This is a genomic window from Streptomyces sp. NPDC000941 (assembly GCF_053599555.1).
In genome coordinates this window covers 38,027-61,991 of record NZ_JBSFMM010000035.1, presented here as the reverse complement: position 1 = coordinate 61,991, position 23,965 = coordinate 38,027, and the positions used below count along the sequence as shown (strand labels likewise).

The window sequence follows — 23,965 nt, the reverse complement described above, 5'->3', positions numbered from 1 at the left end:
CGCGCCCTCGCCGAGCCCCGGTACGTCGAGCCGCCGGGTCCGGAACGGCTCGGCGGCGCCCACGGCCGCGCGTTCACCGCCGGGCCCGCCCGCCGCGGCCCCGCCCACGCCCCCGTCGGCGGCATCAGGGACCTGGCTGTCCGAGCTGTTGGACCTGTCGGGGCCGTTGGATCCGTCGGGGCCCGTGCGCTGCTCCGGTACGGACGATCCGGCCGACGGCGGCGCCTGCTCCGGCGCGCCCTGCGGCGGCTGCCCGCCCCCCGGCCCATCGGGACCCCCAGGCCCGTCAGGTCCGCCCGGTCCCTCAGGTCCCTCCGGCCCGTCCTGCTCGTCCCGATCCTCCGGCCCCGGGTCCGGGTCGTCGTCCCCGCCGCCGGACTCGCGCAGCACCTCGTCGAGCTTGTCCTCGTCCAGCCCCGGCGCGTCGAACGGAGCCCGCCGCCGCCGGTGCGGCAGCGACAGCAGTGCGGCCTGCCGTACGTCCTCGGTGGTCACCTCCGTACGCCCCGCCCACGCCGCCAGCGCCGTCGCCGTACGGGCCGTCACGATGTCCGCGCGCATCCCGTCCACCTCGAACGCCGCGCACACCGCCGCGATCTGCCGCAGCGCGCCATCGCCCAACCGCACTTGCCGCAGCAGGGCGCGCGCCGCCGCCACGCGCTCCCGCAGCGCACCTTCCTCGTCCGCCCAGCGCGCCGCGAACCCGGCCGGGTCCTCGTCGTACGCCAGCCGCCGCCGCACCACCTCGACCCGCTCGTCGGTGTCCCGCGACGCCGCGACCTCCACCGTCAGGCCGAAGCGGTCCAGCAACTGCGGCCGCAGCTCGCCCTCTTCGGGGTTCATGGTGCCCACCAGCAGGAAGCGCGCCGCGTGCCGTACGGACACGCCCTCGCGCTCCACATAGGAGGCGCCCATGGCGGCCGCGTCGAGCAGCAGGTCGATCAAGTGGTCGTGCAGCAGGTTGACCTCGTCGACGTACAGCACGCCGCGGTGCGCGTCGGCCAGCAGGCCCGGCTCGAACGCCTTCACCCCGTCGGACAGCGCCCGCTCGATGTCCAGCGCCCCGACCAGCCGGTCCTCGGAGGCACCTACCGGCAGCTCGACCATCCGGGCGGGCCGTACGGTGCCGGTGCCCGGCTCGTGCGGACCGTCCGGGCAGCCCGGGTCGGGCGCGGCGGGGTCGCAGGAGAACCGGCAGCCGGCGACCACGTCGATGCCGGGCAGCAGGGCGGCGAGCGCCCGCACCGCCGTCGACTTCGCGGTGCCTTTCTCGCCGCGCACCAGCACCCCGCCGACGGCCGGTGATACGGCGTTGAGCAGGAGCGCCAGCCGCAGGTCGGCCATGCCGACGAGCGCGGTGAACGGGTAGGGGGTGGCGGTCATGCCTGGGTACCTCCAGCGGTGTGGGCGCGGTGGTGGTGGTCCGGTCGGGGCGGGGGGAACGACGTCTTCGTAGCCGCTGCCTCCGCAGACGCTGTCTCCGCAGACGTCGCCACCAAAGAGGTGGCCTCTGAAGCTGCCTCCGAAGATGCGGCAGGAGAGGGCAGCGACGGCCCGGGAGGCTGGGGCGGCGCCCCCGGTGGGACGAACGGCAGCCCGTCCGGTACGCCGTTCTCGATCAGCCGTAGCAGCGCGTCCGTGTCCGCGTGCTCCTCGATCAGGTCGCCCAGCCGGTCCAGCTGCTCCTCGCGCAGCTCCCCGAAGCTGGTGTCGGGCGCCGGGACGAACGCCCGGCCCGCCGCGTCCGCGACCCGCCGCAGGAAGGCGCGCCGGAAGCCGTCGCTCTCCAGCGAGCCGTGCCAGTGCGTGCCCCACACCGAGCCGACCCGGCAGCCGTCCAGGAAGGGTTCGTCCGCGCCGTCCAGCAACTCGGCGACCCCGTGGTGGATCTCGTAGCCCTCCACCCGCTCGCCCAGCGCCTCGCCGACCGGCCGGGCCAGGGTCTTGTACACCGCGAACCGCACCCGTACCGGCAGCAGCCCGAGCCCTTCGACGGTCCCGGCCCGCGACTCGACCTCGTCCTCGATGCGTTCGCCGAGCAGTTGGAAGCCGCCACAGATGCCCAGCACCGGTCGGCCCTCCGCCGCCCGCCGCGCGATCGCCGCGGCCAGACCGCGTTCGCGCAGCCATGCCAGCGCCCGTACGGTGCCGCGGGTGCCCGGCAGCACCACCAGATCGGCGTCGGCCAGCTCCTCCGGCCGGTCCACGAACCGCACGACCACGCCCGGCTCGGCGGCCAGCGCGTCCACGTCCGTGAAGTTCGACATGAGCGGCACGGCGGCGACCGCGACCCGCAGGATGTCCGCTCCGTGCGGCGGCGCGACGACGCTCTCGCGCACCGCCCCGCGCAGCGACACCCGCAGGCCGTCCTCCTCGTCGATGCCGAGCCCGTGCGCGTACGGCAGCACGCCCATGGCCGGGCGGCCCGTCAGGCCGTACAGCATCTGAAGGCCCGGCTCCAGCAGGGTCACATCGCCGCGGAACTTGTTCACCAGATAGCCCGCGACCAGCCGCTGGTCGGCCTCGGAGAGCAGCGCGGTCGTGCCGAAGAACGACGCGAAGACGCCGCCGCGGTCGATGTCCCCGACCACGACGACCGGCAGCCGGGCGGCCCGGGCGAGCCCCAGGTTGACGATGTCGGTGCGGCGCAGATTGATCTCGGCGGGGCTGCCCGCGCCCTCGCAGATCACCGCGTCGTGCGTACGCCGCAGCTCGGCCAGGCATTCGGTGACGGTCCCCAGCAGCGCCTCCTGCCGTCCCTCGTGGTACCCACGCGCGCTCAGCTCGCCCACCGGCTTGCCCAGCAGCACCACTTGGCTGCTGCGGTCGCTGCCGGGCTTGAGCAGGACGGGGTTCATCAGGGCGCTCGGCTCGACGCGTGCGGCGGCGGCCTGCATGGCCTGGGCGCGGCCGATCTCCGCCCCGTCGCGGGTCACGAAGGAGTTGAGCGACATGTTCTGCGCCTTGAAGGGCGCGACGCTGACGCCCTTACGGCTGAGCCAGCGGCAGATTCCGGCCGTGACGACGCTCTTGCCCGCGTCCGAGGTCGTACCCGCGACGAGCAGCCCGCCGCCCGGCGCGCCTCCGCCCTGTATCCCGCTCATCCTCAATCCCTCCCCGCGGCCGTCGGCCGCACCGTCGCCGGACCGCCCGACCGGCCCGCGCCGGGTGCCCGCAGGGACCGTGCCCAGCGGGTGAGCGCGCCATGTGGAGCACGCGTGGTGGGTACGGGCGCGGCGGCGGGCCGCGCGGCCGTACGGGCCGACCGCGGCGCCGCCCCCGCCGCCGGCCGGGCCCCCGCCGCCGGCCGGGCCCCCACAGCCGGCCGGGCTCCCACTGCCAGCCGCGCCGCGACGGACACGCCGAGCGCCAGGGCGCCGACGCGCCGCGAAAGCCGTACCGCGCGCTCGATGTCGGCCGCCTCGACCGGCCGCCCGCCGGGGTTGAGCACCGGCCGGTGCTCGACGCGGCCGCCGTACGCGAGGGTGCCGCCCAGCCGTACGCCGAGCGCGCCCGCGAACGCGGCCTCCACGGGGCCCGCGTTGGGGCTCGGATGGCGGTGGCCGTCGCGCCGCCAGGCGCGCCACGCGCCGCGCGGATCGGGCCCGGCCAGGGCGGCCAGCGCCGCGGTGAGCCGTGCGCCGGGCCAGCCGGCCACGTCGTCCAGCCGGGCCGAGGCCCAACCGAACCGCCGGTAGCGCGGCGACTTGTGGCCCACCATCGCGTCCAGGGTGTTGACGGCCCGGAAGCCGACCAGGCCAGGCACCCCGCCGACCGCCCCCCACACCAGTGCGCCGACGACGGCGTCCGAGGTGTTCTCGGCGACCGACTCGACGACGGCGCGCGCGATCTGTGACTCGTCCAGCGCCTGCGGATCGCGCCCGCACAGGTGCGGCAGCCGCCGCCGGGCGGCGTTCAGGTCACCGGCGGTCAGCGCGCCGCCGACAGCCCGCGCCTCCCGGCCCAGCGTCGTCCCGCCGAGCACCGCCCAGGTGGCGGCGGCGGTCAGCATGGTCTGCGCGGCGGGGGAGCGGCGCCCCAGAGCGGAGGTTTCCGCGGCGAGGTGCCCCAAGACGGGATGCCCCAAGACGGGATGCCCCGAGACGGGACGTCCCGCGGGTTTGAGGACAGCGCTGCCCAGAGCGGAGCCTCCCGGCGCGGGGCGCCCCAAGGCCCGTACGGCGCGCACCGACAGCACGGCGCCCGCGGCCGCGCCGCCCGCGCACAGCGCGGTGTAGAGGGCCCCGGATCCGCGGTGGTCGCGCCACAGCAGCCGCTCGACGGCCAGGGCGGCGCGCCCGAACGCGGCCACAGGATGGCCGCGGCGCGGATCGCCCATGGCGAGGTCGCCGAGAAAGCCGAGGGCGGCGCCGCACGCGTACCAGGCGTGATCGGCACGCATCGTCAGCCCGCCGTCTTGCCTTGGGACATGGGGAACGTCGGGAACATCAGGAGTGTCGGGAAAGCCGGGACGTGGCGCAGGGGCAGGGGCCGCGGGCGGGTCGGCGGCATGGCGGTGCCGGGCATGGCGGTATGTCCTCACTCAGGGTCCGCGCCCTGGTTCGACGTGACCGGCGGTGAGAGTCTCCTGGCTCCCGGATCCGCGCTTCTCCCGGTCTTCCAGCCGACGTGTGGACGGCCGTGACTCGTACGGGCGATGGGAGAGCGCTCCCCGGTGACAGTGGCGGGACCGCGCCGGATTCTCACCGGCTTCCTCTCCTGCCGCCGTTTGGCTCCGGAAGTCCACCATGGGCCGCGAATGGCCGTCAACTCGCGAATGCCCCACCCTGTGTGAGTGTGCCGAGGAGCACATGCCACGGCCGCCGGGCTGGAACGCGCTGGTCGGCGCGTTCCAGCCCGGCGGCCGTGAGTGGGTCGAACGGAGTCAGGCCACGATCAGGTTGATGCCGTATGCCACGGCCGCCGCGCACAGCGCGAAGCAGAGGTACGCGCCGGTGCGCGCGGGGCCGAAGGCGCCGCCGGCCGGGGCCGGGGCGGTGGACGCGGTGGCGGCCGTGTCGGTGGCCGCCTCCGCCCGCTGCGGCTTACGGGAGGTGCCGAGGATGCCGAGGGTGAAGACGCCCACGAAGCCGACGGTCACCACGAGGCTGATGCCGAAGACCTGGCCGAGGGCCGCCCAGTCGATGCTCATCGCGTTACTTCCTTAGCTGGTGCTGCCGGTGGCCGCGGAGGCGCCTGCCGGGGTGGCGGAGGAGGTGGAAGCGGCACGGGCGGGCGGCGGGGCCACGGACTGGAGGGCCGCCGTGACGACACCCACCGGCTCGGGCGGCAGCGCCGTAGCCTCGTCGATGTCATTGACGTTGGTGTGGTCGACGGGCTTGCGGCGCGAGGCCGCCCAGATCCCGGCGCAGGCGGCGACCGCGAGCACGGCGACCGCCGTGACGCCCCAGTCGCCCTGGTCCGCCAGCAGCGCGGCGCCGCCCGCGACGAGGCCCGCGGCGGGCAGGGTGAGCACCCAGGCGAGGACCATGCGGCCCGCCGTGGACCACCGCACCACAGCGCCCTTGCGGCCGACCCCCGCGCCCATCACGGAGCCGGAGCAGACCTGGGTGGTGGAGAGCGCGAAGCCGATGTGGGACGAGGCGAGGATGACGGTCGCGGCGCCGGTCTGGGCGGCGAAGCCCTGCGGCGGCTGGATGTCGGTGATGCCCTTGCCCATGGTGCGGATGATGCGCCAGCCGCCCAGGTACGTACCGAGGGCGATGGCCAGGCCCGCGGAGACGATGACCCACATCGGCGGGTCGGAGTCGGGCGCGATCACACCGCCGGTGATCAGCGCGAGGGTGATGACCCCCATGGTCTTCTGGGCGTCGTTGGTGCCGTGGGCGAGGGAGACCAGCGCGGCCGAGGCGATCTGCCCGGCGCGGTAGCCCTTCGCGGTGTCCTGGGGGTCGCGGCCGCGGGCCAGCCGGTAGGTGAGCCGGGTAGCGACCAGGGCGGCGACACCGGCCACGATCGGCGCGGCGACGGCCGGGATCAGGACCTTCATGACGATCTTGTCGCTGTTGACCCCGTCCATGCCGACGGAGACCAGGGTGGCGCCGATGAGGCCGCCGAAGAGGGCGTGCGAGGAGCTGGAGGGCAGCCCGGCCAGCCAGGTCAGCAGGTTCCACAGGATCGCGCCGACCAGCCCCGCGAAGATCACTTCGGGGCGGACTCCGGCGTCCTCGTCGATGATCCCTCCGGAGATCGTCTTGGCGACCTCCACGGAGAGGAACGCGCCGACGAGATTGAGGACCGCCGACATCGCCACCGCGATCCGGGGACCGAGAGCCCCCGTGGAGATCGTGGTCGCCATGGCATTGGCCGTGTCGTGGAAGCCGTTCGTGAAGTCGAACACCAAGGCCGTAACGATCACGATCCCAATGAGAAGCGTGATGTGTTCCATCGAACTCCTTCGTGGGGGAATGCGATCCCCGAACTTGGCGACACGGAGCGTCGCCATGTGACTACCGTGCGTAGTGCATTTTGGCCACCGCGAGGCCACCGGGATGGCCGCACGAGAAGCCCCTCCTGTGGGAGGGGGAGGATTCGCACACCCCTGGGCAATCGGTGCGACAACCAAAGGGTGTGGCCACGACAGTAAGGACATGGGGTGAACGGAAGATGAACTGAGGTGGGCTCGGGGGTGACGCACCTGCGGGAAGGCGGCACCGATGATCCACTCGCCCCCGCACTGATGCGTACACGACGGCTCGCCTGCCATGATCGGCGCCCGGAGGTGAGGGATCGTGACGAAGCCGGATGCCGCACGACCGAATGGACTTGGGGAGCGACCGGACCTGCGGGAGGGCTGGGAGCGGGTGGTGGAGACGGCCCGCAGGACGGTCGCCGACGGCCTGGTCGTCGGCACCTCGGGCAATGTCTCGGCCAGGGTCGGCGACATCGTCCTGGTGACCCCGAGCGGCGTCCCGTACGACCGGCTCGGCCCGGGTGACGCGGTCGGCGTCGACCTGGACGGGCGCCAGGTGATCGGCGAGCTGGCCCCCACCAGCGAACTGCCGATGCACCTCGCGATCTACCGCGACACCGACGCCGCGGCCGTCGTCCACACCCACGCCGTACACGCCACGGCCGTCTCCACCCTGGTCGACGAGGTCCCCGCGATCCACTACATGACCTGCGCCCTCGGCGGCCCGGTGCGCGTCGCGGGCTACGCCCTGTACGGCACCGACGAGTTGGCCCACAACATGCTCGACGCGCTGCGCGACCGTACCGGCTGTCTGCTGCGCAACCACGGCACCGTCGTCCACGGAGCCACGCTCGACCAGGCGTACGACCGGACGGCCCAGCTGGAGTGGATGTGCCGGGTCTGGCTCACCGCGGCCGCCGTCCCTGGGTACACCCCGGCCCTGCTGTCACCCGAAGAGCTGCGCCGCGCCGCGGACAAGCTCAGCGGCTACGGCCAGCCCCGCTGAGCCGCCGGCCCCGCTGAGCCGGGCAGGTCGCGGGTCGATCACCCGGCCGGGCGGCGCCCGCTGGCCCGCGGCGGCTTCCCCGACCACACTGGGAGAGATGCAGCTGCGGACGAAGGCGGTTGTGGCCGCCACCACGATGCTCAGTGTCGGCGCCGGCGCGGTGGCGGCCGGGCGGTACGCCAGCGGCGCCGCCCTGAAGCCCGGCCCCGGCCGGCCGTTCCCGCACGACCCGCGGCTCACCGTGCACGCCACGCAGGCCGACCGGATCACCCTCACCCGCAGCCTCGCCTCGCTGCGCCCCGGCACGTACGGCCTCGCCGGCTCCGGCTGCCACGCCGTCGTCGGGCCCGTCATCGAGGACGCCCCGCACCCCCCGGACTCCGTGGTCCGCCGCCTGGAACGGGTGACGTACGGCACCCTGGCCCCCGGCACCCGCGTCGGCTTCACCCCGCAGGTGCACATCGGCAATCCGCGGGACGCGCTCGGGATCGACCATGCCGACGTCGACATACCCGGCGAACTGGGCCAGCTGCCCGCCTGGTTCATACCCGGCGACCGCTCCGCCTGGATGATCACCGCGCACGGCCTCGGGACCACCCGTGAGCACCCCATGGTGCTGATGCCGTTCCTGCACAAGCGGCGGTTCCCGCTGCTCGACATCGCCTACCGCGGCGATGTGGGCGCCCCCCGCCCCGAGGACGGCATCGGACACCTCGGCGAGACCGAGTGGCGCGATCTGGACGCCGCCATCCGCTACGCGGTGCACTACGGCGCGGAGAGCGTCATCCTGTACGGCTGGTCCATCGGCGCCACCATGGCCCTGCGCGCCGCCGCGGGCTCCGCGCTGCGGGACCGGATCAGCGGACTCGTTCTGGACTCTCCGGTGCTGGACTGGCAGGCCACCCTGCGGGCGCTCGCCTCGGCCCGGCGAATCCCCTCCGCGCTGCTGCCGCTGGCCATACGAGCCGCCGAGGGGCGGGCGGGACTGCACGGGGACCGACTGATGGAGCAGGCCGCGATGGCCGATCTGGACGGGCCGAAGGTGCCGACGCTGATCATCCACGGTCCGGACGACACCATCGCCCCCTGGGGCGCCTCGCGTGAACTCGCCGAGCGCCACTCGGAACTGGTCACCCTTCACCCGGTGCGCAACGCCCCGCACGCCGCGATGTGGAACGCCGACCCCGAAGGGTACGAAGACATGCTGGGCCGCTTTCTGATGCCGCTGATGTGACCCTCACCACCGGCGCACGGAGGGGATCCGGAAGCGCCGTCGGCGACCTTTGTGACCAGCGCGGGCAACCGCCGTACGGGTGCCGATTGGGCTTTCGGGCCGTCACGGGCGAGACTGCTCCCGTGACGTCCCGTACTCCGCGCGACTCCCGGCTCCGACTCGTCCGCCAGCGGCCGATGGCCACAGCCCGCCGGGTTGTGCCGAACCGCGGCTCCCGACCGACGCCCCGCCCGCCCGAGGGCACTCCGCCGCCCTCGGAGCTCGCCCGGCAGGCCAGGTCGGGACTTGCCGGGGCCGTACAGATCGCCCGCTGGGCCGCGAGCCGGCACGCCGTCCCGGGCGTGCTCCCCGCCGAGGCCGTCGCCGAGGCCGCCACCGCCCTGGGAGTCCCCCCTGAACGGATCCGGGCCGACTGGGACCGGGCCCGCCTGGTCGGCCTGATCGAGCTGCACGGCGGCATCGCCCGCCCCGGGTGGCGGCTGCGCGCCTGGGACCGCGACGACAGCGCGGTGCTGCGCGGCTGGGTCGCGCTGCTCGACGCCTGGTCCCTGGACCGCCCGGCGCCGGTCACGGCCGAGCCCACGGCCGTCGCCGAGGTCGTGGAGGCGCTGCCGCAGCTGCTGTCCCTGCTTCAGCTGTCGGCCGGTCCGGTGCAGGTCGCGACGCTTCTGGACATGCTTCAGCAGCGCGTCGCCGAGCTGCGCACCGAGCGGTGCGAGGTGCCGTACGGCCCCGTGGCCGCCCCCGGCCCCGACGACATCCCGCCCGCCGGGACGCCGGACGCCGCCGACTCCCTGGACCACTCCCTGGAGACGCTGCTCGACTGGGCCCTGGACGCGCTCGCCTCCGTGGGCGCGCTCGTGGTGCTGGACGGCTCCTTGGCGGACGGCCCTCAGGAGGCGGCGGAGGCGGCGCGGGAGGCCGTGGAAGGGGCGCGGGAGGCCGTGGAGGAGGCGGCGCGGGAGGCCGTCCTCACCGCGCTCGGCAACTGGGCGGTGTGGGTCAAGCTGGAGCAGATCTGCGTCGCCGCCCAGAGCCCCGCCGGGAACATCGAGCAGCCCGCCGCGGACATGCTGCGCGGCTGCGCGGGCCTGACCCCAGGACCGGCCCGCGCCGAGTACCGGGCCTGGCTCGCCGCCCGGCCCGTCGGCAGCGCCGTCACCGAGCTCATCGAGGCGGCCCGCGGCGACGACGCGCTGCTGCGCGGGCTCGCCTTCGAGGCGCTGCGCGTCGTCGGGGCGCCCGCCGAGCCGACCGTACGGGCCGTGGTCGACGAGTCCGCGCTGCGCCCGTACGCGCTGCTGTGGCTGGCCGAGCACGAGGGGGTGGACCCGGAGGACGCGCTGGACGTGCTGACCCGCGAGGAGGCCACCTGGCTGTGGGTGGACACGGCCGCGGCCATCTCCGACCACGGCGAGAGCCCGCTGCTCGTGCGCCATCTGGAGTCCGCCGTGCAGGGCACGGTCCCGGCGCTGCTGGAGGAGGTACGGGCCGTGGGCCACCCCCGCACCGTGCAGGTCCTGGTCGCACTGGCCGCCGCCCACCCCGACCCGGCCCTCGCCAAGGCGGTCCGCCGCGCGGCCTTCCAGGTACACACGGGCGGCGCCTGACCAGCCCAGACCCCTGCTCCGTACCTGGGAGGCCCGCCCGGGGCCGGGAAAAAGCCCTTGCGGGCCCCGCTAAACTAATCGCATGGCAATTCTCCTCGCGCATTAGACGGCGTCGGCCTCTTTTCGCCCGTCCGTCCAGCCGTCCACCTGCCCTGGAGTAATTCCCGTGATCACCGCCTCCGGCATCGAGTTGCGCGCCGGCGCCCGTGTCCTCATCGAGTCCGCCTCCTTCCGCGTCGCCAAGGGCGACCGCATCGGCCTCGTCGGGCGCAACGGCGCGGGCAAGACCACCCTCACCAAGTGCCTCGCCGGTGAGGGCATCCCGGCCGCCGGCACCATCACCCGCTCCGGCCAGGTCGGCTATCTGCCCCAGGACCCGCGCACCGGCGATCTCGACGTGCTCGCCCGCGACCGCATCCTCTCCGCCCGTGAGCTGGACTCCGTGCTCCGCAAGATGCGCGAGAACGAGGACCGGATGGCGAACGGCAAGGGCGCCACCCGCGAGCGCGCGATGAAGAAGTACGAGCGGCTGGAGACCGAGTTCCTCACCAAGGGCGGTTACGCCGCCGAGGCGGAGGCCGCGACCATCGCCGCCAGCCTCGGGCTGCCCGACCGCGTGCTCGGCCAGCCCCTGCATACGCTCTCCGGCGGTCAGCGCCGCCGGGTCGAGCTGGCCCGGATCCTCTTCTCGGACTCCGACGTCCTGCTCCTGGACGAGCCGACCAACCACCTCGACGCCGACTCCGTCATCTGGCTGCGGGACTACCTGAAGACCTACCGCGGCGGCTTCATCGTCATCTCCCACGATGTGGACCTGGTCGAGACGGTCGTCAACAAGGTCTTCTACCTGGACGCCAACCGTTCGGTCATCGACATCTACAACATGGGCTGGAAGCTCTATCAGGCCCAGCGCGAGGCCGACGAGAAGCGCCGCAAGCGGGAGCGGGCCAACGCGGAGAAGAAGGCCGCGGCCCTCAACTCCCAGGCGGACAAGATGCGCGCCAAGGCCACCAAGACGGTGGCCGCGCAGAACATGGCCCGCCGCGCCGAGAAGCTGCTGTCGGGGCTCGAAGCGGTGCGGCAGTCCGACAAGGTCGCCAAGCTCCGCTTCCCGGACCCCGCCCCGTGCGGCAAGACGCCCCTGGCCGCCGAGGGCCTGTCCAAGTCGTACGGCTCGCTGGAGATCTTCACCGACGTCGGCCTGGCCGTCGACCGGGGCTCACGGGTGGTCATCCTGGGGCTCAACGGCGCGGGCAAGACGACCCTGCTGCGGCTGCTGGCCGGGGTCGAGAAGCCGGACACCGGGCAGCTCACCCCCGGCCACGGTCTCAAGCTGGGCTATTACGCACAGGAGCACGAGACGCTGGATCCGGACCGCACGGTCCTGGAGAACATGCGCTCGGCAGCCCCCGACCTCGACCTCGTGGACATCCGCAAGACGCTGGGGTCCTTCCTCTTCTCCGGCGACGACGTCGACAAGCCGGCGGGTGTGCTGTCCGGTGGCGAGAAGACCCGGCTCGCGCTGGCCACGCTCGTGGTCTCCTCGGCCAACGTCCTGCTGCTCGACGAGCCCACCAACAACCTCGACCCGGCCAGCCGCGAGGAGATCCTCGGCGCGCTGCGCACCTTCACGGGCGCGGTGGTGCTGGTGACCCACGACGAGGGCGCGGTCGACGCGCTGCAGCCGGAGCGGATCATTCTGCTGCCGGACGGCGTCGAGGACCTGTGGGGCGAGGACTACGCGGACCTCGTCGCGCTCGCCTGAGCCGCCATGGATCTGCTCCGGATCCGCTACGGATCAGCCCCCTCGTAGATCATGCGCCATAGATCATTCGGCCTAGGCGTGATCCTTCATCTGAGTGAGAACGGCTGGTACCGCGGCGCGCCGTCAGTGACCGGCGCATAAAGCGTGCCGCGCGCCGGCGTGCGGTGGTGCGATCGCGACCATCGACGGCCTGACCTGCCGGTTCGTCCACCATGTGGACCGTTTCTGAGCGCGACTGCCTGCGGAATCTTCAATTCCGGGGGCGATCACCCCATCAATTCGGGAAAGCCTTCCTCCAGAGACCTTGCCGAATGGGTGGCCAGGAAGCCGCCTAGGGGTGATCATGAGAGTCCAGAGCGCACTTCCCATGAGGAGGCACGGGTGGCCGAGACTCTGAAGAAGGGCAGCCGGGTGACCGGCGCCGCGCGCGAAAAGCTCGCGGCAGACCTGAAAAAGAAGTACGACTCCGGTGCAAGCATCCGGGCGCTGGCCGAGGAGACCGGCCGCTCCTACGGATTCGTCCACCGGATGCTCAGTGAGTCCGGCGTGGCCCTGCGTGGTCGCGGTGGAGCGACACGGGGCAAGAAGGCCGCAACACCGGCCTGACGCCCCAGGCATGTCGTACCGGTGGGTATGAGCGGTGCCACCCGGTTGATCGGACCGTCGGCCGGGTGGTTACTGTGCAGTCACTTAGTCGTGTGACCGCACCCACCGGAGGCTTCTGTGACCCTGCTGGACAAGGACGGCGTTCACCTCACCGCTGACGATGCGATCGCCACGGTGACCCTGACCAACCCCGACAAGCGGAACGCTCAGTCGCCCGCGACCTGGCGCGCCCTGGCCGAGGCCGGACAGGCGTTGCCGGGCAGCGTGCGGGTGGTGGTGCTGCGCGCCGAGGGCAAGTCCTTTTCAGCGGGGCTCGACCGGCAGGCGTTCACGCCCGAGGGGTTCGACGGCGAGCCGTCCTTCCTCGAGCTGGCCCGCCGCTCCGACTCGGAGCTGGACGCTGCCATCGCCGGGTATCAGGAGGCGTTCACCTGGTGGCGGCGGCACGACCTCATCTCCGTCGCCGCCGTCCAGGGCCACGCCATCGGCGCGGGCTTCCAACTGGCCCTCGCCTGTGACCTGCGGGTCTGCGCTGACGATGTGCAGTTCGCCATGCGCGAGACCAGCCTGGGGCTGGTCCCCGACCTCACCGGCACCCATCCGCTGGTCTCCCTCGTGGGCTACGCCTGCGCCCTGGAGATCTGCCTGACCGGGCGCGTTGTCCACGCGGATGAGGCCGAGCGCACCGGCCTGGCCAATCTGGTCGTACCCGCCGCGGAGCTGGACGCCGCGGTCCGCGACCTGACCGCGGCGCTGCTCGCCGCGGACCGCGACGCCGTGATCGAGACCAAGGCGCTGCTGCGTGGGGCGGGGGAGCGGACGTACGAGGAGCAGCGCGCCGCCGAGCGTGCCGCGCAGGCCCGGCGGCTGCGCGCCCTGGCGGGGCTGGGCGAGTAGCACCGTCTACGGGCGGCGCCACCGCCATGCCGCACCGTCTACGGCTGGGCCATCCGCACCGGCACCTCGCCGCACCGTCTACAGCGGCGCCATCCGCACCGGCACCGGCCGTACCGGCACCGCTTCGAGTACGAGCACGGCGAGGTCGTCGTCGATCGGCTCGGGGCCGAAGTCGTGGGCGGCGCGCCGGACCTGTTCCGCCACCGCCTTGGCGCCCAGGCCCACGCACCCCCGCAGGATGTCGGCGAGGCCGTCGTCGTCGTCCAGCTGCCGGTTGCCGCTGCGCCGCTCGGTCACCCCGTCGGTGACGCACAGCAGCGTCTCGCCGGGCGCCAGGTCGAAGTTGTCGGCGTGGAAGTCGGCGCTCTCGTCGATGCCCAGCAGCATCTGGGAGCTGCCCGTGGTGACCACCGAGCCCTCGGCGGTCAGCCGCAGCGGCAGCGGGTGTCCGGCGCTGGCCAGTGTGCAGTGGGCGCAGCCCGTGGCCGGGTCGGGTTGCAGCTCGCCGTACAGCAGGCTCAGGAAGCGCGGCCTGGCCTGTTCGCCGCCGACGGCCACGGCTTCGGCGCCCTCCTCCACCAGTGCCTGGTTCAGCCGGGAGAGCACCGACTCGACGCCGTGGCCCTCGCGGGCCAGCAGCCGGACCAGATGGCGGGCCAGACCGGTCACCGACATCGCCTCCGGGTCGCTGCCGCACACATCGCCGAGCAGGAAGCACCAACGGCGGCCGCCCATCGGGAACAGGTCGTAGAAGTCGCCGCCGACTGTCTGCTCCTCGCCATGCGGCTCGTACACGATCGCCGTGTCGACGCCCGGGATATGGGCGAGGGAGGTGGGCAGCTGCCGGCGCTGGAGCGCCCGGCTGATGGTCGCCTGCCGGGTGTAGCGCCGGGCGGTGGCCACCGCCTGGGCCACCCGCCGGGCCACATCGCCCGACAGCCGTGCCACGCCCTCGGTCAGCTGGGTCACGCCCGCCCGGCCCAGCAGCAGTACGCCGTGGTTGCGGCCCTGGGCGAGCAGCGGGAACGCCAGCGCGGCCCCGCCCGCGCCACGGCCGTCCGCGGGCTCGGGCCAGGGCCAGGGGGTGCCGGAGGGGTCGAGTCCGGTGGGCGGCGGGTGGCTCTCGAGCGCCAGCCGGAGCGCGTCGTTGCGGCGCTCGTCGCTGTGCCATACGCGGCACAGCCGCAGCCTCTGGCCCTCGGTGCTCAGCCATACCGCGCACCAGTCGGCGAGCCGCGGCACCAGGAGCTGCCCGGCGAGGGCGGCGACCATGTTCTCGTCCAGCTGTCCGGCGAGGAGGTCGCTGGCCTCCGCGAGGAACGACGGTCCGCCGCGGTCCACCCACCCACCGGAGCCTTCCCGGTGCCGCGGCGGCGCGGCCGGGGCGAGGGCCTTGGCGAAGCGCACTTCGCTGCCCACCGCGTCGACCGGGAGGGCATCGGCCCCGGACCCCTCCGGCGCGGCGTCCAGCCGGAACCACACCGCCTTGCGGGTGCGGTGGTAAGTCACGCCCCAGGACTCCGCGAGCGCGCCCATCAGCTGGAGGCCGCGGCCGCGGCGCCGGGTGTCCTGGCCGCCGTACACCGCGCTGGCGGGGTGGAGGTCGCTCACCTCGACAACGACGCCCGGGGGCGTGGTCTGCAGCCGGCAGACGACCTCGATCTCGGTGCCCGCGTGCAGCACGGCGTTGGTGACCAGCTCGCTGACCAGGAGCACGGCGTCCTCGGTCAGCCGGTCGCCGAGCGGGCACGGCCCGAGGACCGCCGGCGCGCCCGGTCCCGTGAGCGTGGTGCGCACAAACGCGCGCGCCGCGGCGGGCGCCCCCACGGTCCCGGGCAGCATGGTCCGCGAGACGGACTCCCGCGAGAGAGGAAGCAAGGCTCCCACCAGCCGCTCCTGGCGCTTTGGGGCGATTAGGTCATTTCGGTGCCATATTATGACAGGCACAGGAGTGCGAATCGATCCATAAGAGACGATGTCATGGCAAATGACCCGACCCCCATGGACATACGTTCCGACGTCCGCCCCGAATCCCCGGGCCTCGCGCCCGGCGAGGAGCGGGTGAGCGCGGCAGGCTTGCGGTCCCTGCTGGGTGCGCTGCAGGCGTTGTGCGACGGGGACTTCTCCGTACGCGCCAACAGCGCGGAAGAGGGCATGCTCGGCGAGATGGCCGGGGCGTTCAACCAGCTCGTGGCCCGCAACGCCCATCTGGCCTCGGAGCTGCAGCGGGTGCGCCGCGAAGTGGTACGGCAGGGCAGACTCGACGAGCGGATCACGGCCAGCCCCGGCCAAGGGGCCTGGACGACCAGCGTGGACGCGGCGAATCAGCTGGTGGACGCGCTCGTCGGCCCCGTCTCGAACGCCACGCAGGTGCTGGACGCCGTCGCCGCGGGCGATCTGACCAAACGGGTCGACCTGCACGACGGCAATCGTCAGCTGCGCGGTGATCTGCGCCGGCTCGGGCGCGGCGTCAACCGCACGGTGGACCAGCTGTCGCTGTTCACCGGCGAACTCACCCGCGTCGCCCGCGAGGTCGGCACCGAGGGCCGGCTCGGCAGCCGGGCCAAGGTCCAGGGGCTGTCCGGCGACTGGCGCGAGGTCACCGAGGCCGTCAACACCATGGCCTCCCGGCTGACGGCCCAGGTCCGGGACATCGCCGCGGTGACCACGGCGGTCGCGCGCGGCGACCTCACCCGGCAGGTGACCGTCGAGGCCACCGGGGAGCTGCTGGAGCTGAAGCTGACCGTGAACACGATGGTCGATCAGCTGTCGGCGTTCGCGGACGAGGTCACGCGGGTGGCCCGTGAGGTCGGTACGGAGGGTGAGCTGGGCGGCCGGGCCCAGGTCCGGGGCGTCTCGGGGGTGTGGAAGGACCTGACGGACAACGTCAACTTCATGGCGTCCAACCTGACCTCCCAGGTCCGGAACATCGCCCAGGTGACCACGGCGGTGGCCAACGGCGATCTCTCGCAGAAGATCACCGTCGACGCCCGGGGCGAGATCCTTCAGCTGAAGCTGACCGTGAACACGATGGTCGATCAGCTGTCGGCGTTCGCGGACGAGGTCACGCGGGTGGCCCGTGAGGTCGGTACGGAGGGTGAGCTGGGCGGCCGGGCCCAGGTCCGGGGCGTCTCGGGGGTGTGGAAGGACCTGACCGAGAACGTCAACTTCATGGCGGACAACCTCACCTCCCAGGTCCGGAACATCGCCCAGGTCGCCACTGCGGTGGCGGAGGGAGACCTCAGCAAGACGATCACGGTGGAGGCCAAGGGCGAGATCCTGGAGCTCAAGTCGACGATCAACACGATGGTCGACCGGCTCTCCGCGTTCGGCGACGAGGTCACGCGGGTGGCCCGCGAGGTCGGCACCGAGGGCAACCTGGGCGGCCAGGCGCAGGTCCGCGGAGTTTCCGGGGTGTGGAAGGAGCTCACCGACAACGTCAACTTCATGGCGCTGAACCTGACCTCGCAGGTGCGCAACATCGCCCAGGTGACCACGGCGGTGGCCAACGGCGACCTGTCGAAGAAGATCACGGTGGACGCCCGGGGCGAGATCCTGGAGCTGAAGGACACCGTGAACACCATGGTCGAGCAGCTTCGGGCGTTCGCCGACGAGGTCACCCGGGTCGCCCGCGACGTCGGCACCGAGGGGGAGCTGGGCGGCCGGGCCCAGGTGCCGGGCGTATCGGGGGTGTGGAAGGACCTGACGGACAACGTCAACTTCATGGCCTCCAACCTGACCTCCCAGGTCCGCAACATCGCCCAGGTCGCCACCGCCGTCGCCCAGGGCGATCTGTCCAAGAAGATCGACGTGGACGCGCGCGGCGAGATCCTGGAGCTCAAGACCACCATCAACACGATGGTCGACACGCTCTCCGCGTTCTCCTCCGAGGTCACCCGGGTCGCCCGTGAGGTCGGCAGCGAGGGCCGGCTGGGCGGCCAGGCCCGTGTCGAGGCGGTCTACGGCACCTGGAAGCGGCTGACCACCAGCGTCAACGAGCTCGCCCTGAACCTGACCACCCAGGTGCGGGCGATCGCCGAGGTTGCCTCCGCCGTCGCCCAGGGCGATATGTCCGGGGCCGTCTCGGTCGAGGCACAGGGCGAGGTCGCCGAGCTCAAGCACAACGTCAACCTCATGGTGACCAACCTGCGCGAGACCACCAGGGCCAAGGACTGGCTGGAGTCCAACCTCGCCCGTATCGCCTCCCTGATGCAGGGCCACCGCGATCTGGTCGAGGTCGCCGACCTGATCCTGCGCGAGCTCACTCCGCTGGTCAACGCGCAGTTCGGGGCCTTCTTCCTCACCGAGGCCGGCGCCAAGCCGGGCGAGGGCCTCGAGTTCATCGCCGGCTACGGCATCAACCCGGAGAAGGGGCCGCTGCCGCAGAGCGGGTCGGCGGGCCGCGGACTGATCGCCCAGGCGGCCATCGAGAAGAAGCGCATCCTGATCACCGACGTCCCGCCGAACTTCATCACCGTCGACTCCGGGCTCGGGTCCGCGGTCCCGGCCAGCGTTGTCATCCTGCCGATCCAGTACGAGGACCAGGTGCTCGGAGTGATCGAGCTGGCCTCCTTCAGCCGGTTCAGCGAGGTCCATTTGGCCTTCGTCGACCAGTTCGTCAACACCATCGGCGTCTCGATCAACACCATCATCGCCAACGCCCGAACCGAGTCCCTGCTGTCGGAGTCCCAGCGGCTCACCACCGAGCTGCGCCAGCGCTCCAACGAGCTCCAGCGCTCCAACGCGGAGCTGGAGGAGAAGGCCGCGCTGCTGGCCACCGCCTCGCAGTACAAGTCCGAGTTCCTGGCCAATATGTCGCATGAGCTGCGCACCCCGCTCAACTCGCTGCTCATCCTGGCCCGGCTGCTCGCCGACAACCCCGACGGGCGGCTGTCCGAGCAGGAGGAGCAGTTCGCCACCACCATCCACCGCTCCGGCTCCGATCTGCTCCAGCTGATCAACGACATCCTCGACCTGTCGAAGATCGAGGCGGGCCGGATGGACGTACGCGCCAGGAAGCTGCCGGTGGTCAAGCTGCTGGACTACGTCAACGCGACCTTCCGGCCGCTGGCCGCCGACCGGGGCCTGTCCTTCGAGATCACCGTCGGCGAGGACGTTCCGCGCGAGATGTTCTCCGACGAGCAGCGGCTCCAGCAGATCCTGCGCAACCTGCTCTCCAACGCGCTCAAGTTCACCTCCTCGGGCGGGGTGAAGCTGCACGTCGAGCGGGCGCCCGGAGAGAGGTTCAGCGAGGAGACGCTGCGGAGCGCGGACGCCGTCGTGGCCTTCTCCGTCACCGACACCGGTATCGGCATCCCGCCCGAGAAGCTGTCCGTGATCTTCGAGGCGTTCCAGCAGTCCGACGGCACCACCAGCCGCAAGTACGGCGGCACCGGGCTCGGCCTGTCCATCAGCCGGGAGATCGCCGGAATGCTGGGCGGCCGGATCGTCGCCGAGAGCGAGGTGAACGTCGGCTCCCGCTTCACCCTGTACGTCCCCTCGCACTACGCCGGCATCGTCCCGGCGCCCGACCCGTCGGACCCCCGGGCCACCGGCTCCACCGTCCCGGCCGCGCCCCCCGCGCCGGACGAGCAGCTGCCGGACGTCGCCGACCACGCGCCCAGCGGGGTGTTCGGCGACGACACCAGCCTGACGGGCGTCTCGCGTCGGTCGGGCGGCGACGGCCGCGACGAGTCCTGGCCGGAGACCACCCGGCTCAGCGAATGGCAGTCCGGCCGCCCCCACCGGGTGCTGAACGGGCGGCGCATCCTCATCGTCGACGACGACATCCGCAACGTCTTCGCGCTGACCCATGTGCTGGGCCGGGTCGGCATGAGCGTGAAGTACGCGGAGAACGGCCGTGAGGGCCTGGAGGTGCTGCACCGCAATCCCGACGTCTCCCTGGTCCTGATGGACGTGATGATGCCGGAGATGGACGGCTACGAGACGATCCGGGCCATCCGCAGCGGCACGCCTCGCCTCGCCGAGCTGCCGATCATCGCCCTCACCGCCAAGGCCATGCCGGGCGACCGGGAGAAGGCGATCGACAGCGGCGCCAACGACTACGTCCCCAAGCCCGTGGACGTCGACCGGCTGCTGTCGGCCGTCTGCGATCTGCTCGATCCGCTGGGCAGCCCGCCCGGCGGGACCGCCGCGGCCCGCGAGGGCGCCGCGGACACCGGACCGCCGGGGCGGGGGCGGACATGAGCGGCGGCGCACCCGAGAAGTCGGCGATTCTGATCGTCGACGACATGGAGGAGAACCTGATCGCGCTGGAAGCCGTCCTCGGCCCGCTCGATCTGCGGCTGGTCCGCGCCCACTCCGGGGAGGAAGCGCTGAAGGCCATGCTGCGGCAGGACTTCGCGGCCGTCCTGCTCGACATCCTGATGCCGGGCATGGACGGCTTCGAGACGGCCGCCACCATCAAGCGCCTCGACCAGACCAAAGACGTCCCGATCATCCTGCTGACCGGGGAGGACACGGACTCCGACTACGCCTACCGGGGCTATGCGATCGGCGCCGCCGACTTTGTGACCAAGCCGTTCGACCCCTGGTTGCTGCGCACCAAGGTCAATGTGTTCCTGGAGCTGGACCGCAAGAACCGCCGGCTCGCCGAGCGGGTCGCCGAGCTGGAACGGACCGTGGACACCCTGCGCGCGGCGCCCCCCGGAGGCGAACCGAGCCACAAAAAAGGGGGAGCCTAAAAGCCGTGCAGCGCGCCGCCGTCCACCGGCAGCATGACGCCGGTCAGATACGACGCGGCGGGCGAGAGCAGGAACGCCGCCGCGCGGCCGAACTCCTCCGGTGTGCCGTAGCGCCGCAGCGGGATCCGCTCGCTGTTGCGGGCCCGCGCCTCGTCCGCGTCGCCGAACAGTGAGTCCAGCTCGCGGACCCGGTCGGTGTCGATCCGGGCCGGCAGCAGGCCGACGACCCGGATGCCCTGCGGGCCCACCTCCGAGGCGAGGGACTTCGCGAACCCGGCCAGGCCCGGCCGCAGCCCATTGGAGACCGTCAGACCGGGGATCGGCTCGTACACGGAACCGGAGAGGACGAAGCCGATCACACCGCCGGAGGAGAGCTCCGCGGCGGCGGTGCGGGCCAGGCGGACCGCGCCCAGGAAGACGGAGTCGAAGGCCGCCCGCCACTGCTCGTCGGTGATGTTCGCAGTCAGGCCCGCCGGGGGGCCGCCGACGCTGATGAGTACGCCGTCGAAGCCGCCGAAGCGGTCACGGGCCGTGGCGATCAGGCGCTCGGCCACGGCCGGGTCGGCGTTGTCGGCCGCGACGCCGACGGCGTTCGGGCCCAGCTCGGCGGCGGCCTCCGCCGCCGTCTTCTCGTCGCGGCTGGTGATCACGACCTTCGCACCGTCGGCGACCAGCTCACGGGCGGCCGCGCGGCCCAGCCCTCGGCTGGCTCCGGTGAGGACGTACACCCGGTCTTTGAGTCCAAGATCCATGGGGTCAGTCTGCCGTGGGGCCCTCGGCGAGCGTAAGGGAGGTCGGCGCCGGACCGGCCGTGACCGGTCAGACCCCGGCGGGCTCGGGTTCGGGTTCGGGCGCGGGCTCGGCGTCCCGTGCGGCGGCCGCCCGGTCGCGCAGCTCGCGCCGGACCAGGATCACCCAGCCGATGGGCACGCCCGCGGAGAACAGCCACCACTGGATCGCATACGCCATATGCGGGCCGATGCCGCTGTGGTCCGGCTCCGGGACCACCTCGGGCTGGTCGCTGCCCTTGGGGGAGGACTTGGTCAGCTCGATATAGCCGCCGAGGACCGGCTCGGACAGGGACTTCGCCAGCTGCCCGCTGTTGATCAGCATGACCTGGCGGGCGGGCAGCCCCTGCTTGTCCTTGATGCCGCTGTTCCCGGTCGTCTCGTCGCGCTTGAGGCGGCCGGTGACGGTGATCTCGCCGGAGGGGGCGGCCGGCACCTTGGGGAAGCGGGTGAGGTCGTTGCCCGCCGGGATCCAGCCGCGGTTGACCAGGACGGCCCGGCCGTCGTCCATGACGAGCGGGGTGAGCACGTAGTAGCCGATGGTCTGCTCGTCGGCGGCGGTCCGCTGGCGTACGACCACCTCGTGGCCGGTGTCGTACCGGCCCTTGGCGGTCACGGTGCGCCACATCTCGTCGTAGGCGACCGTGCGTCCGGGCCCGGTGAGCCGGTCCACGGGGACGGCCCGGGCGTCCAGGTTGTCGGCGATCAGCTGGTTCTGCGCGACCCGGTGCTCATGCCGGTGGAGTTGCCAGTAGCCCAGTCGGATCATGACCGGGATCAGGGCGAGACCCACGAGCGTGAGGATCACCCACTGCCGGGACAACAGGAAGCGGTACACGGCCTTGACAGTACTCGCCGTGGATCGCCCCCCGGCCGCTGGGGGCACCGGGGGGCCGATCCCGGACGTACGTCCGATCGCTCAGACGCGGTCGATGATCCCCACCTTCCCTTCCGCCCGGGAGCAGTGGGCTCCGCAGTAGAAGTGGCCGTCCACCTCCACGCCCTGGCCGATGATCTGGCACCGGCAGTGCTCGCAGATGGGCGCCATGCGGTGGATGGCGCAGGAGAAGCAGTCGAAGACGTGCACCGCGCCCTGCGCGTGCACCTCGAACGTCAGGTTGTAGTCGTTTCCGCAGACCTCGCAACGTGCCATGGGGCACAGGGTGCGGGCTGCGGGGCGCCGTGGGGGAGCGGCGGCCGGGCGTGTTGGGCCGACTTCACCTGTTTGCTGGCTTCACTTGCCGGGTGCGGGGGCCACGTCCCGCAGCAGCTGGGTGAAGGCCGCCTCGTCGATGACCGGGGTGTCGAAGGAGGCCGCCTTGGTGATCTTGGAGGTCGCGGCCTCCGGATCGTTGGTGACCAGCAGGCTGGTGAGCCGGGAGACGCTGGTGGCCACGTGCAGTCCGGCCTCGATCGCCTGGTCCTCCAGCAGCTCGCGGTCGATCGAGGTGTCGCCGGAGAAGGCCACCCGCATGCCCTGGACCAGTCGGCCGCCCGGCTCGTAGCGCCCCGGGTTGGGGTAGGGGCAGGCCGGGCGCTTGCGGCTGGGGCGCCAGCTGGTCGCGCGGTAGGACCGCTGGTAGCCGATCGGTCGGGGGGCGTCGGACCATTCGGTCAGCGGCTGGCAGGCGAGCAGGGGCAGCCGCAGCCCGCCCGCGGCGGCCGCGTGCAGACTCGGCCGGAAGGTCTCGGCGAGCACCCGTGCGTCGTCCAGGGCGTGGTGGGCGCGCTCCTGGACCACCCCGTAGTGCGCGGCCAGGGACTCCAGCTTGTGGTTGGGCAGCGGCAGGCCCAGCTCCTTGGAGAGCGCGATCGTGCACAGCCGCTGCCGCACCGGCGCGGCGCTCCCCGCACGCGCGTACTCCCGGGCGAGCATCGACCAGTCGAAGACCGCGTTGTGCGCGACCAGCACCCGGCCGTCCAGGCGCTGGGCCAACTCGTCGGCGACCTCCGCGAAGAGCGGGGCATCGGCCAGGGTGTCGCTGGTCAGGCCGTGGATCCACACCGGGCCCGGGTCGCGCTGCGGATTGACCAGGGTGTACCAGTGGTCCTGCACGGCGCCGCGCGCGTCCAGCTGGTAGACCGCGGCGGACACGATCCGGTCGTCCCGGGCGAGCCCGGTCGTCTCCACGTCGACGACCGCGTATCCGTCGGGATAGGCGGCCGGCCACGGCGAGGGTGGCGATACGAGTCGCGGTGCGGCGGCCATGCGGTCTTCGAGCATGGTCAGTGAGGATACGGGCCGTCGCCGACACTCCGCTCCAGCAGGGCCCAACGCACGGCCCTCACAGCCGCCCTGACGCCCTGTGGCGACCTGTCCCAGGGCTCAGGCCGCCACCGGCAGCCGCCGCAGCCTGACCACGCGCTCCGGGTCCGAGTGCAGGTCGTGGCTCAGTTCCCAGCCCAGCCCGCGCGCCGCCTGGACGACATAGCCCGCGCCGACGCCGCGGAAGTCGCGCAGCCATACCTCGTACGGGCCGGGCGGCGGGGCCTTCCTGGCCGCCTGGGCCGCCTCTTCCTTACGGGTCCACGCGGCGAGCCTCTTGTCGACGCGCGCCCGGTAGAAGCCGGCGTCGCCCTCGTGCCGCAGCTCAAGGAGCGTCACGCACCAGCGCGGCCAGATCTCCACGCGGTTCCAGAACGAGTCGAGCAGCTTGGTGAAGCCCTTCTCGAACCCGGGGATCAGCGACAGCACCTCCCCGACGAACGCGAACGCGAGGAAGACCAGAAAGGCGGCCAGCAGCAGCACCCACCACACCGGCAGAACCACCACGGTGAGCAGGAACAGCGGCACCAGCAGGGCCCTGGAACGGCTGGGCAGCGGCCCCCAGGCGTCGTCGCGGTCCACGGGACGGTCCTCTCGCGGCATCGGAGCATACGTACGGGCCGCCGGGCGGAGCCCGCCCGACGGCCCGTGCATTG

Annotated in this window: 19 protein-coding genes and 1 riboswitch; of the genes, 8 read left to right on the top strand and 11 right to left on the bottom strand. The window is 72.6% G+C overall.

What is annotated here, in order from left to right:
- From ACWDSL_RS14235 to ACWDSL_RS14215, 5 genes are all read right to left on the bottom strand, one after another.
- Nucleotides 1-1,383 (bottom strand): ATP-binding protein (locus ACWDSL_RS14235; RefSeq protein WP_450485100.1); only part of this gene is annotated, 1,383 nt, incomplete at its 3' end.
- Nucleotides 1,380-3,104, bottom strand: coding sequence for a cobyric acid synthase (locus ACWDSL_RS14230; protein ID WP_450485098.1), 1,725 nt, complete (start codon nucleotides 3,102-3,104; stop codon nucleotides 1,380-1,382). The genes ACWDSL_RS14230 and ACWDSL_RS14235, both read right to left, overlap by 4 nt.
- Nucleotides 3,105-3,106: 2 nt before the next feature.
- Complete coding sequence (locus ACWDSL_RS14225) at nucleotides 3,107-4,402, bottom strand: cobalamin biosynthesis protein (protein ID WP_450485096.1); 1,296 nt, start codon at nucleotides 4,400-4,402, stop codon at nucleotides 3,107-3,109.
- 160 nt (nucleotides 4,403-4,562) lie between these two features.
- Nucleotides 4,563-4,763: riboswitch (cobalamin riboswitch) on the bottom strand.
- Between the two features lie 122 nt (nucleotides 4,764-4,885).
- Nucleotides 4,886-5,152, bottom strand: coding sequence for a hypothetical protein (locus ACWDSL_RS14220; RefSeq protein WP_450485094.1), 267 nt, complete (start codon nucleotides 5,150-5,152; stop codon nucleotides 4,886-4,888).
- 12 nt (nucleotides 5,153-5,164) lie between these two features.
- On the bottom strand, nucleotides 5,165-6,409 hold the full coding sequence (locus tag ACWDSL_RS14215; RefSeq protein ID WP_450485092.1) for an anion permease: 1,245 nt from the start codon (nucleotides 6,407-6,409) through the stop codon (nucleotides 5,165-5,167).
- A 394-nt stretch (nucleotides 6,410-6,803) separates the two neighbouring features.
- Here ACWDSL_RS14215 and ACWDSL_RS14210 point away from each other — a divergent pair, with 394 nt between their 5' ends.
- The 6 genes from ACWDSL_RS14210 (at nucleotide 6,804) to ACWDSL_RS14185 (ending at nucleotide 13,551) form a co-directional block, all read left to right on the top strand.
- Nucleotides 6,804-7,439, top strand: a complete 636-nt coding sequence (locus ACWDSL_RS14210; protein ID WP_450485102.1) for a class II aldolase/adducin family protein — start codon at nucleotides 6,804-6,806, stop codon at nucleotides 7,437-7,439.
- A gap of 97 nt (nucleotides 7,440-7,536) precedes the next feature.
- Nucleotides 7,537-8,673, top strand: a complete 1,137-nt coding sequence (locus ACWDSL_RS14205) for an alpha/beta hydrolase (protein ID WP_450485090.1) — start codon at nucleotides 7,537-7,539, stop codon at nucleotides 8,671-8,673.
- A gap of 122 nt (nucleotides 8,674-8,795) precedes the next feature.
- Nucleotides 8,796-10,283, top strand: coding sequence for a hypothetical protein (locus tag ACWDSL_RS14200; RefSeq protein ID WP_450485088.1), 1,488 nt, complete (start codon nucleotides 8,796-8,798; stop codon nucleotides 10,281-10,283).
- Between the two features lie 166 nt (nucleotides 10,284-10,449).
- Nucleotides 10,450-12,048 carry a ribosomal protection-like ABC-F family protein gene (gene abc-f / locus ACWDSL_RS14195; RefSeq protein ID WP_450485086.1) on the top strand — a complete coding sequence of 533 codons (1,599 nt, stop codon included), beginning with the start codon at nucleotides 10,450-10,452 and terminating at the stop codon, nucleotides 12,046-12,048.
- A gap of 381 nt (nucleotides 12,049-12,429) precedes the next feature.
- Entirely contained in the window at nucleotides 12,430-12,654 is a 225-nt protein-coding gene (locus ACWDSL_RS14190; protein ID WP_014180721.1) for a helix-turn-helix domain-containing protein, read from the top strand.
- 117 nt (nucleotides 12,655-12,771) lie between these two features.
- On the top strand, nucleotides 12,772-13,551 hold the full coding sequence (locus ACWDSL_RS14185; RefSeq protein ID WP_450485083.1) for an enoyl-CoA hydratase/isomerase family protein: 780 nt from the start codon (nucleotides 12,772-12,774) through the stop codon (nucleotides 13,549-13,551).
- A 78-nt stretch (nucleotides 13,552-13,629) separates the two neighbouring features.
- Here the strand turns inward: ACWDSL_RS14185 and ACWDSL_RS14180 are convergent, their stop codons facing one another.
- Nucleotides 13,630-15,438 (bottom strand): SpoIIE family protein phosphatase, encoded by a 1,809-nt coding sequence (locus ACWDSL_RS14180; RefSeq protein ID WP_450485081.1) that lies wholly within the window; start codon nucleotides 15,436-15,438, stop codon nucleotides 13,630-13,632.
- 93 nt (nucleotides 15,439-15,531) lie between these two features.
- Here ACWDSL_RS14180 and ACWDSL_RS14175 point away from each other — a divergent pair, with 93 nt between their 5' ends.
- A complete protein-coding gene (locus ACWDSL_RS14175; protein ID WP_450485079.1) occupies nucleotides 15,532-19,758 on the top strand; it encodes a HAMP domain-containing protein in 4,227 nt (1,408 codons plus the stop codon).
- On the top strand, nucleotides 19,755-20,255 hold the full coding sequence (locus ACWDSL_RS14170; protein ID WP_450485077.1) for a response regulator: 501 nt from the start codon (nucleotides 19,755-19,757) through the stop codon (nucleotides 20,253-20,255). Before ACWDSL_RS14175 ends, ACWDSL_RS14170 begins: the two co-directional genes overlap by 4 nt.
- Here ACWDSL_RS14170 and ACWDSL_RS14165 read toward each other — a convergent pair.
- The 5 genes from ACWDSL_RS14165 to ACWDSL_RS14145 form a co-directional block, all read right to left on the bottom strand.
- Nucleotides 20,252-21,007, bottom strand: a complete 756-nt coding sequence (locus ACWDSL_RS14165; RefSeq protein WP_450485075.1) for an SDR family oxidoreductase — start codon at nucleotides 21,005-21,007, stop codon at nucleotides 20,252-20,254. The genes ACWDSL_RS14170 and ACWDSL_RS14165 overlap by 4 nt on opposite strands.
- A 67-nt stretch (nucleotides 21,008-21,074) precedes the next feature.
- On the bottom strand, nucleotides 21,075-21,881 hold the full coding sequence (locus ACWDSL_RS14160) for an SURF1 family cytochrome oxidase biogenesis protein (RefSeq protein ID WP_450485073.1): 807 nt from the start codon (nucleotides 21,879-21,881) through the stop codon (nucleotides 21,075-21,077).
- Nucleotides 21,882-21,962: 81 nt separating this feature from the next.
- The gene (locus tag ACWDSL_RS14155) at nucleotides 21,963-22,196 is read right to left on the bottom strand and encodes a hypothetical protein (protein WP_014180728.1); all 234 of its coding nucleotides are present in this window, start codon (nucleotides 22,194-22,196) and stop codon (nucleotides 21,963-21,965) included.
- Nucleotides 22,197-22,277: 81 nt separating this feature from the next.
- Nucleotides 22,278-23,267, bottom strand: a complete 990-nt coding sequence (locus ACWDSL_RS14150; RefSeq protein ID WP_450485071.1) for a DEDDh family exonuclease — start codon at nucleotides 23,265-23,267, stop codon at nucleotides 22,278-22,280.
- Nucleotides 23,268-23,369: 102 nt separating this feature from the next.
- Nucleotides 23,370-23,891, bottom strand: coding sequence for a hypothetical protein (locus tag ACWDSL_RS14145; protein WP_450485069.1), 522 nt, complete (start codon nucleotides 23,889-23,891; stop codon nucleotides 23,370-23,372).
- Between the last annotated feature and the right edge of the window lie 74 nt (nucleotides 23,892-23,965).

What these genes read in the sequence shown, in the direction of transcription:
- ACWDSL_RS14175 (WP_450485079.1), top strand. Translation starts at nt 15,532, where the DNA reads ATGGCAAATGACCCGACCCCCATGGACATACGTTCCGACGTCCGCCCC.
- ACWDSL_RS14170 (WP_450485077.1), top strand. Translation starts at nt 19,755, where the DNA reads ATGAGCGGCGGCGCACCCGAGAAGTCGGCGATTCTGATCGTCGACGAC.
- ACWDSL_RS14205 (WP_450485090.1), top strand. Translation starts at nt 7,537, where the DNA reads ATGCAGCTGCGGACGAAGGCGGTTGTGGCCGCCACCACGATGCTCAGT.
- ACWDSL_RS14225 (WP_450485096.1), bottom strand. Translation starts at nt 4,402, where the DNA reads ATGCGTGCCGATCACGCCTGGTACGCGTGCGGCGCCGCCCTCGGCTTT.
- ACWDSL_RS14155 (WP_014180728.1), bottom strand. Translation starts at nt 22,196, where the DNA reads ATGGCACGTTGCGAGGTCTGCGGAAACGACTACAACCTGACGTTCGAG.
- ACWDSL_RS14150 (WP_450485071.1), bottom strand. Translation starts at nt 23,267, where the DNA reads ATGCTCGAAGACCGCATGGCCGCCGCACCGCGACTCGTATCGCCACCC.
- ACWDSL_RS14215 (WP_450485092.1), bottom strand. Translation starts at nt 6,409, where the DNA reads ATGGAACACATCACGCTTCTCATTGGGATCGTGATCGTTACGGCCTTG.
- ACWDSL_RS14230 (WP_450485098.1), bottom strand. Translation starts at nt 3,104, where the DNA reads ATGAGCGGGATACAGGGCGGAGGCGCGCCGGGCGGCGGGCTGCTCGTC.
- ACWDSL_RS14165 (WP_450485075.1), bottom strand. Translation starts at nt 21,007, where the DNA reads ATGGATCTTGGACTCAAAGACCGGGTGTACGTCCTCACCGGAGCCAGC.
- ACWDSL_RS14220 (WP_450485094.1), bottom strand. Translation starts at nt 5,152, where the DNA reads ATGAGCATCGACTGGGCGGCCCTCGGCCAGGTCTTCGGCATCAGCCTC.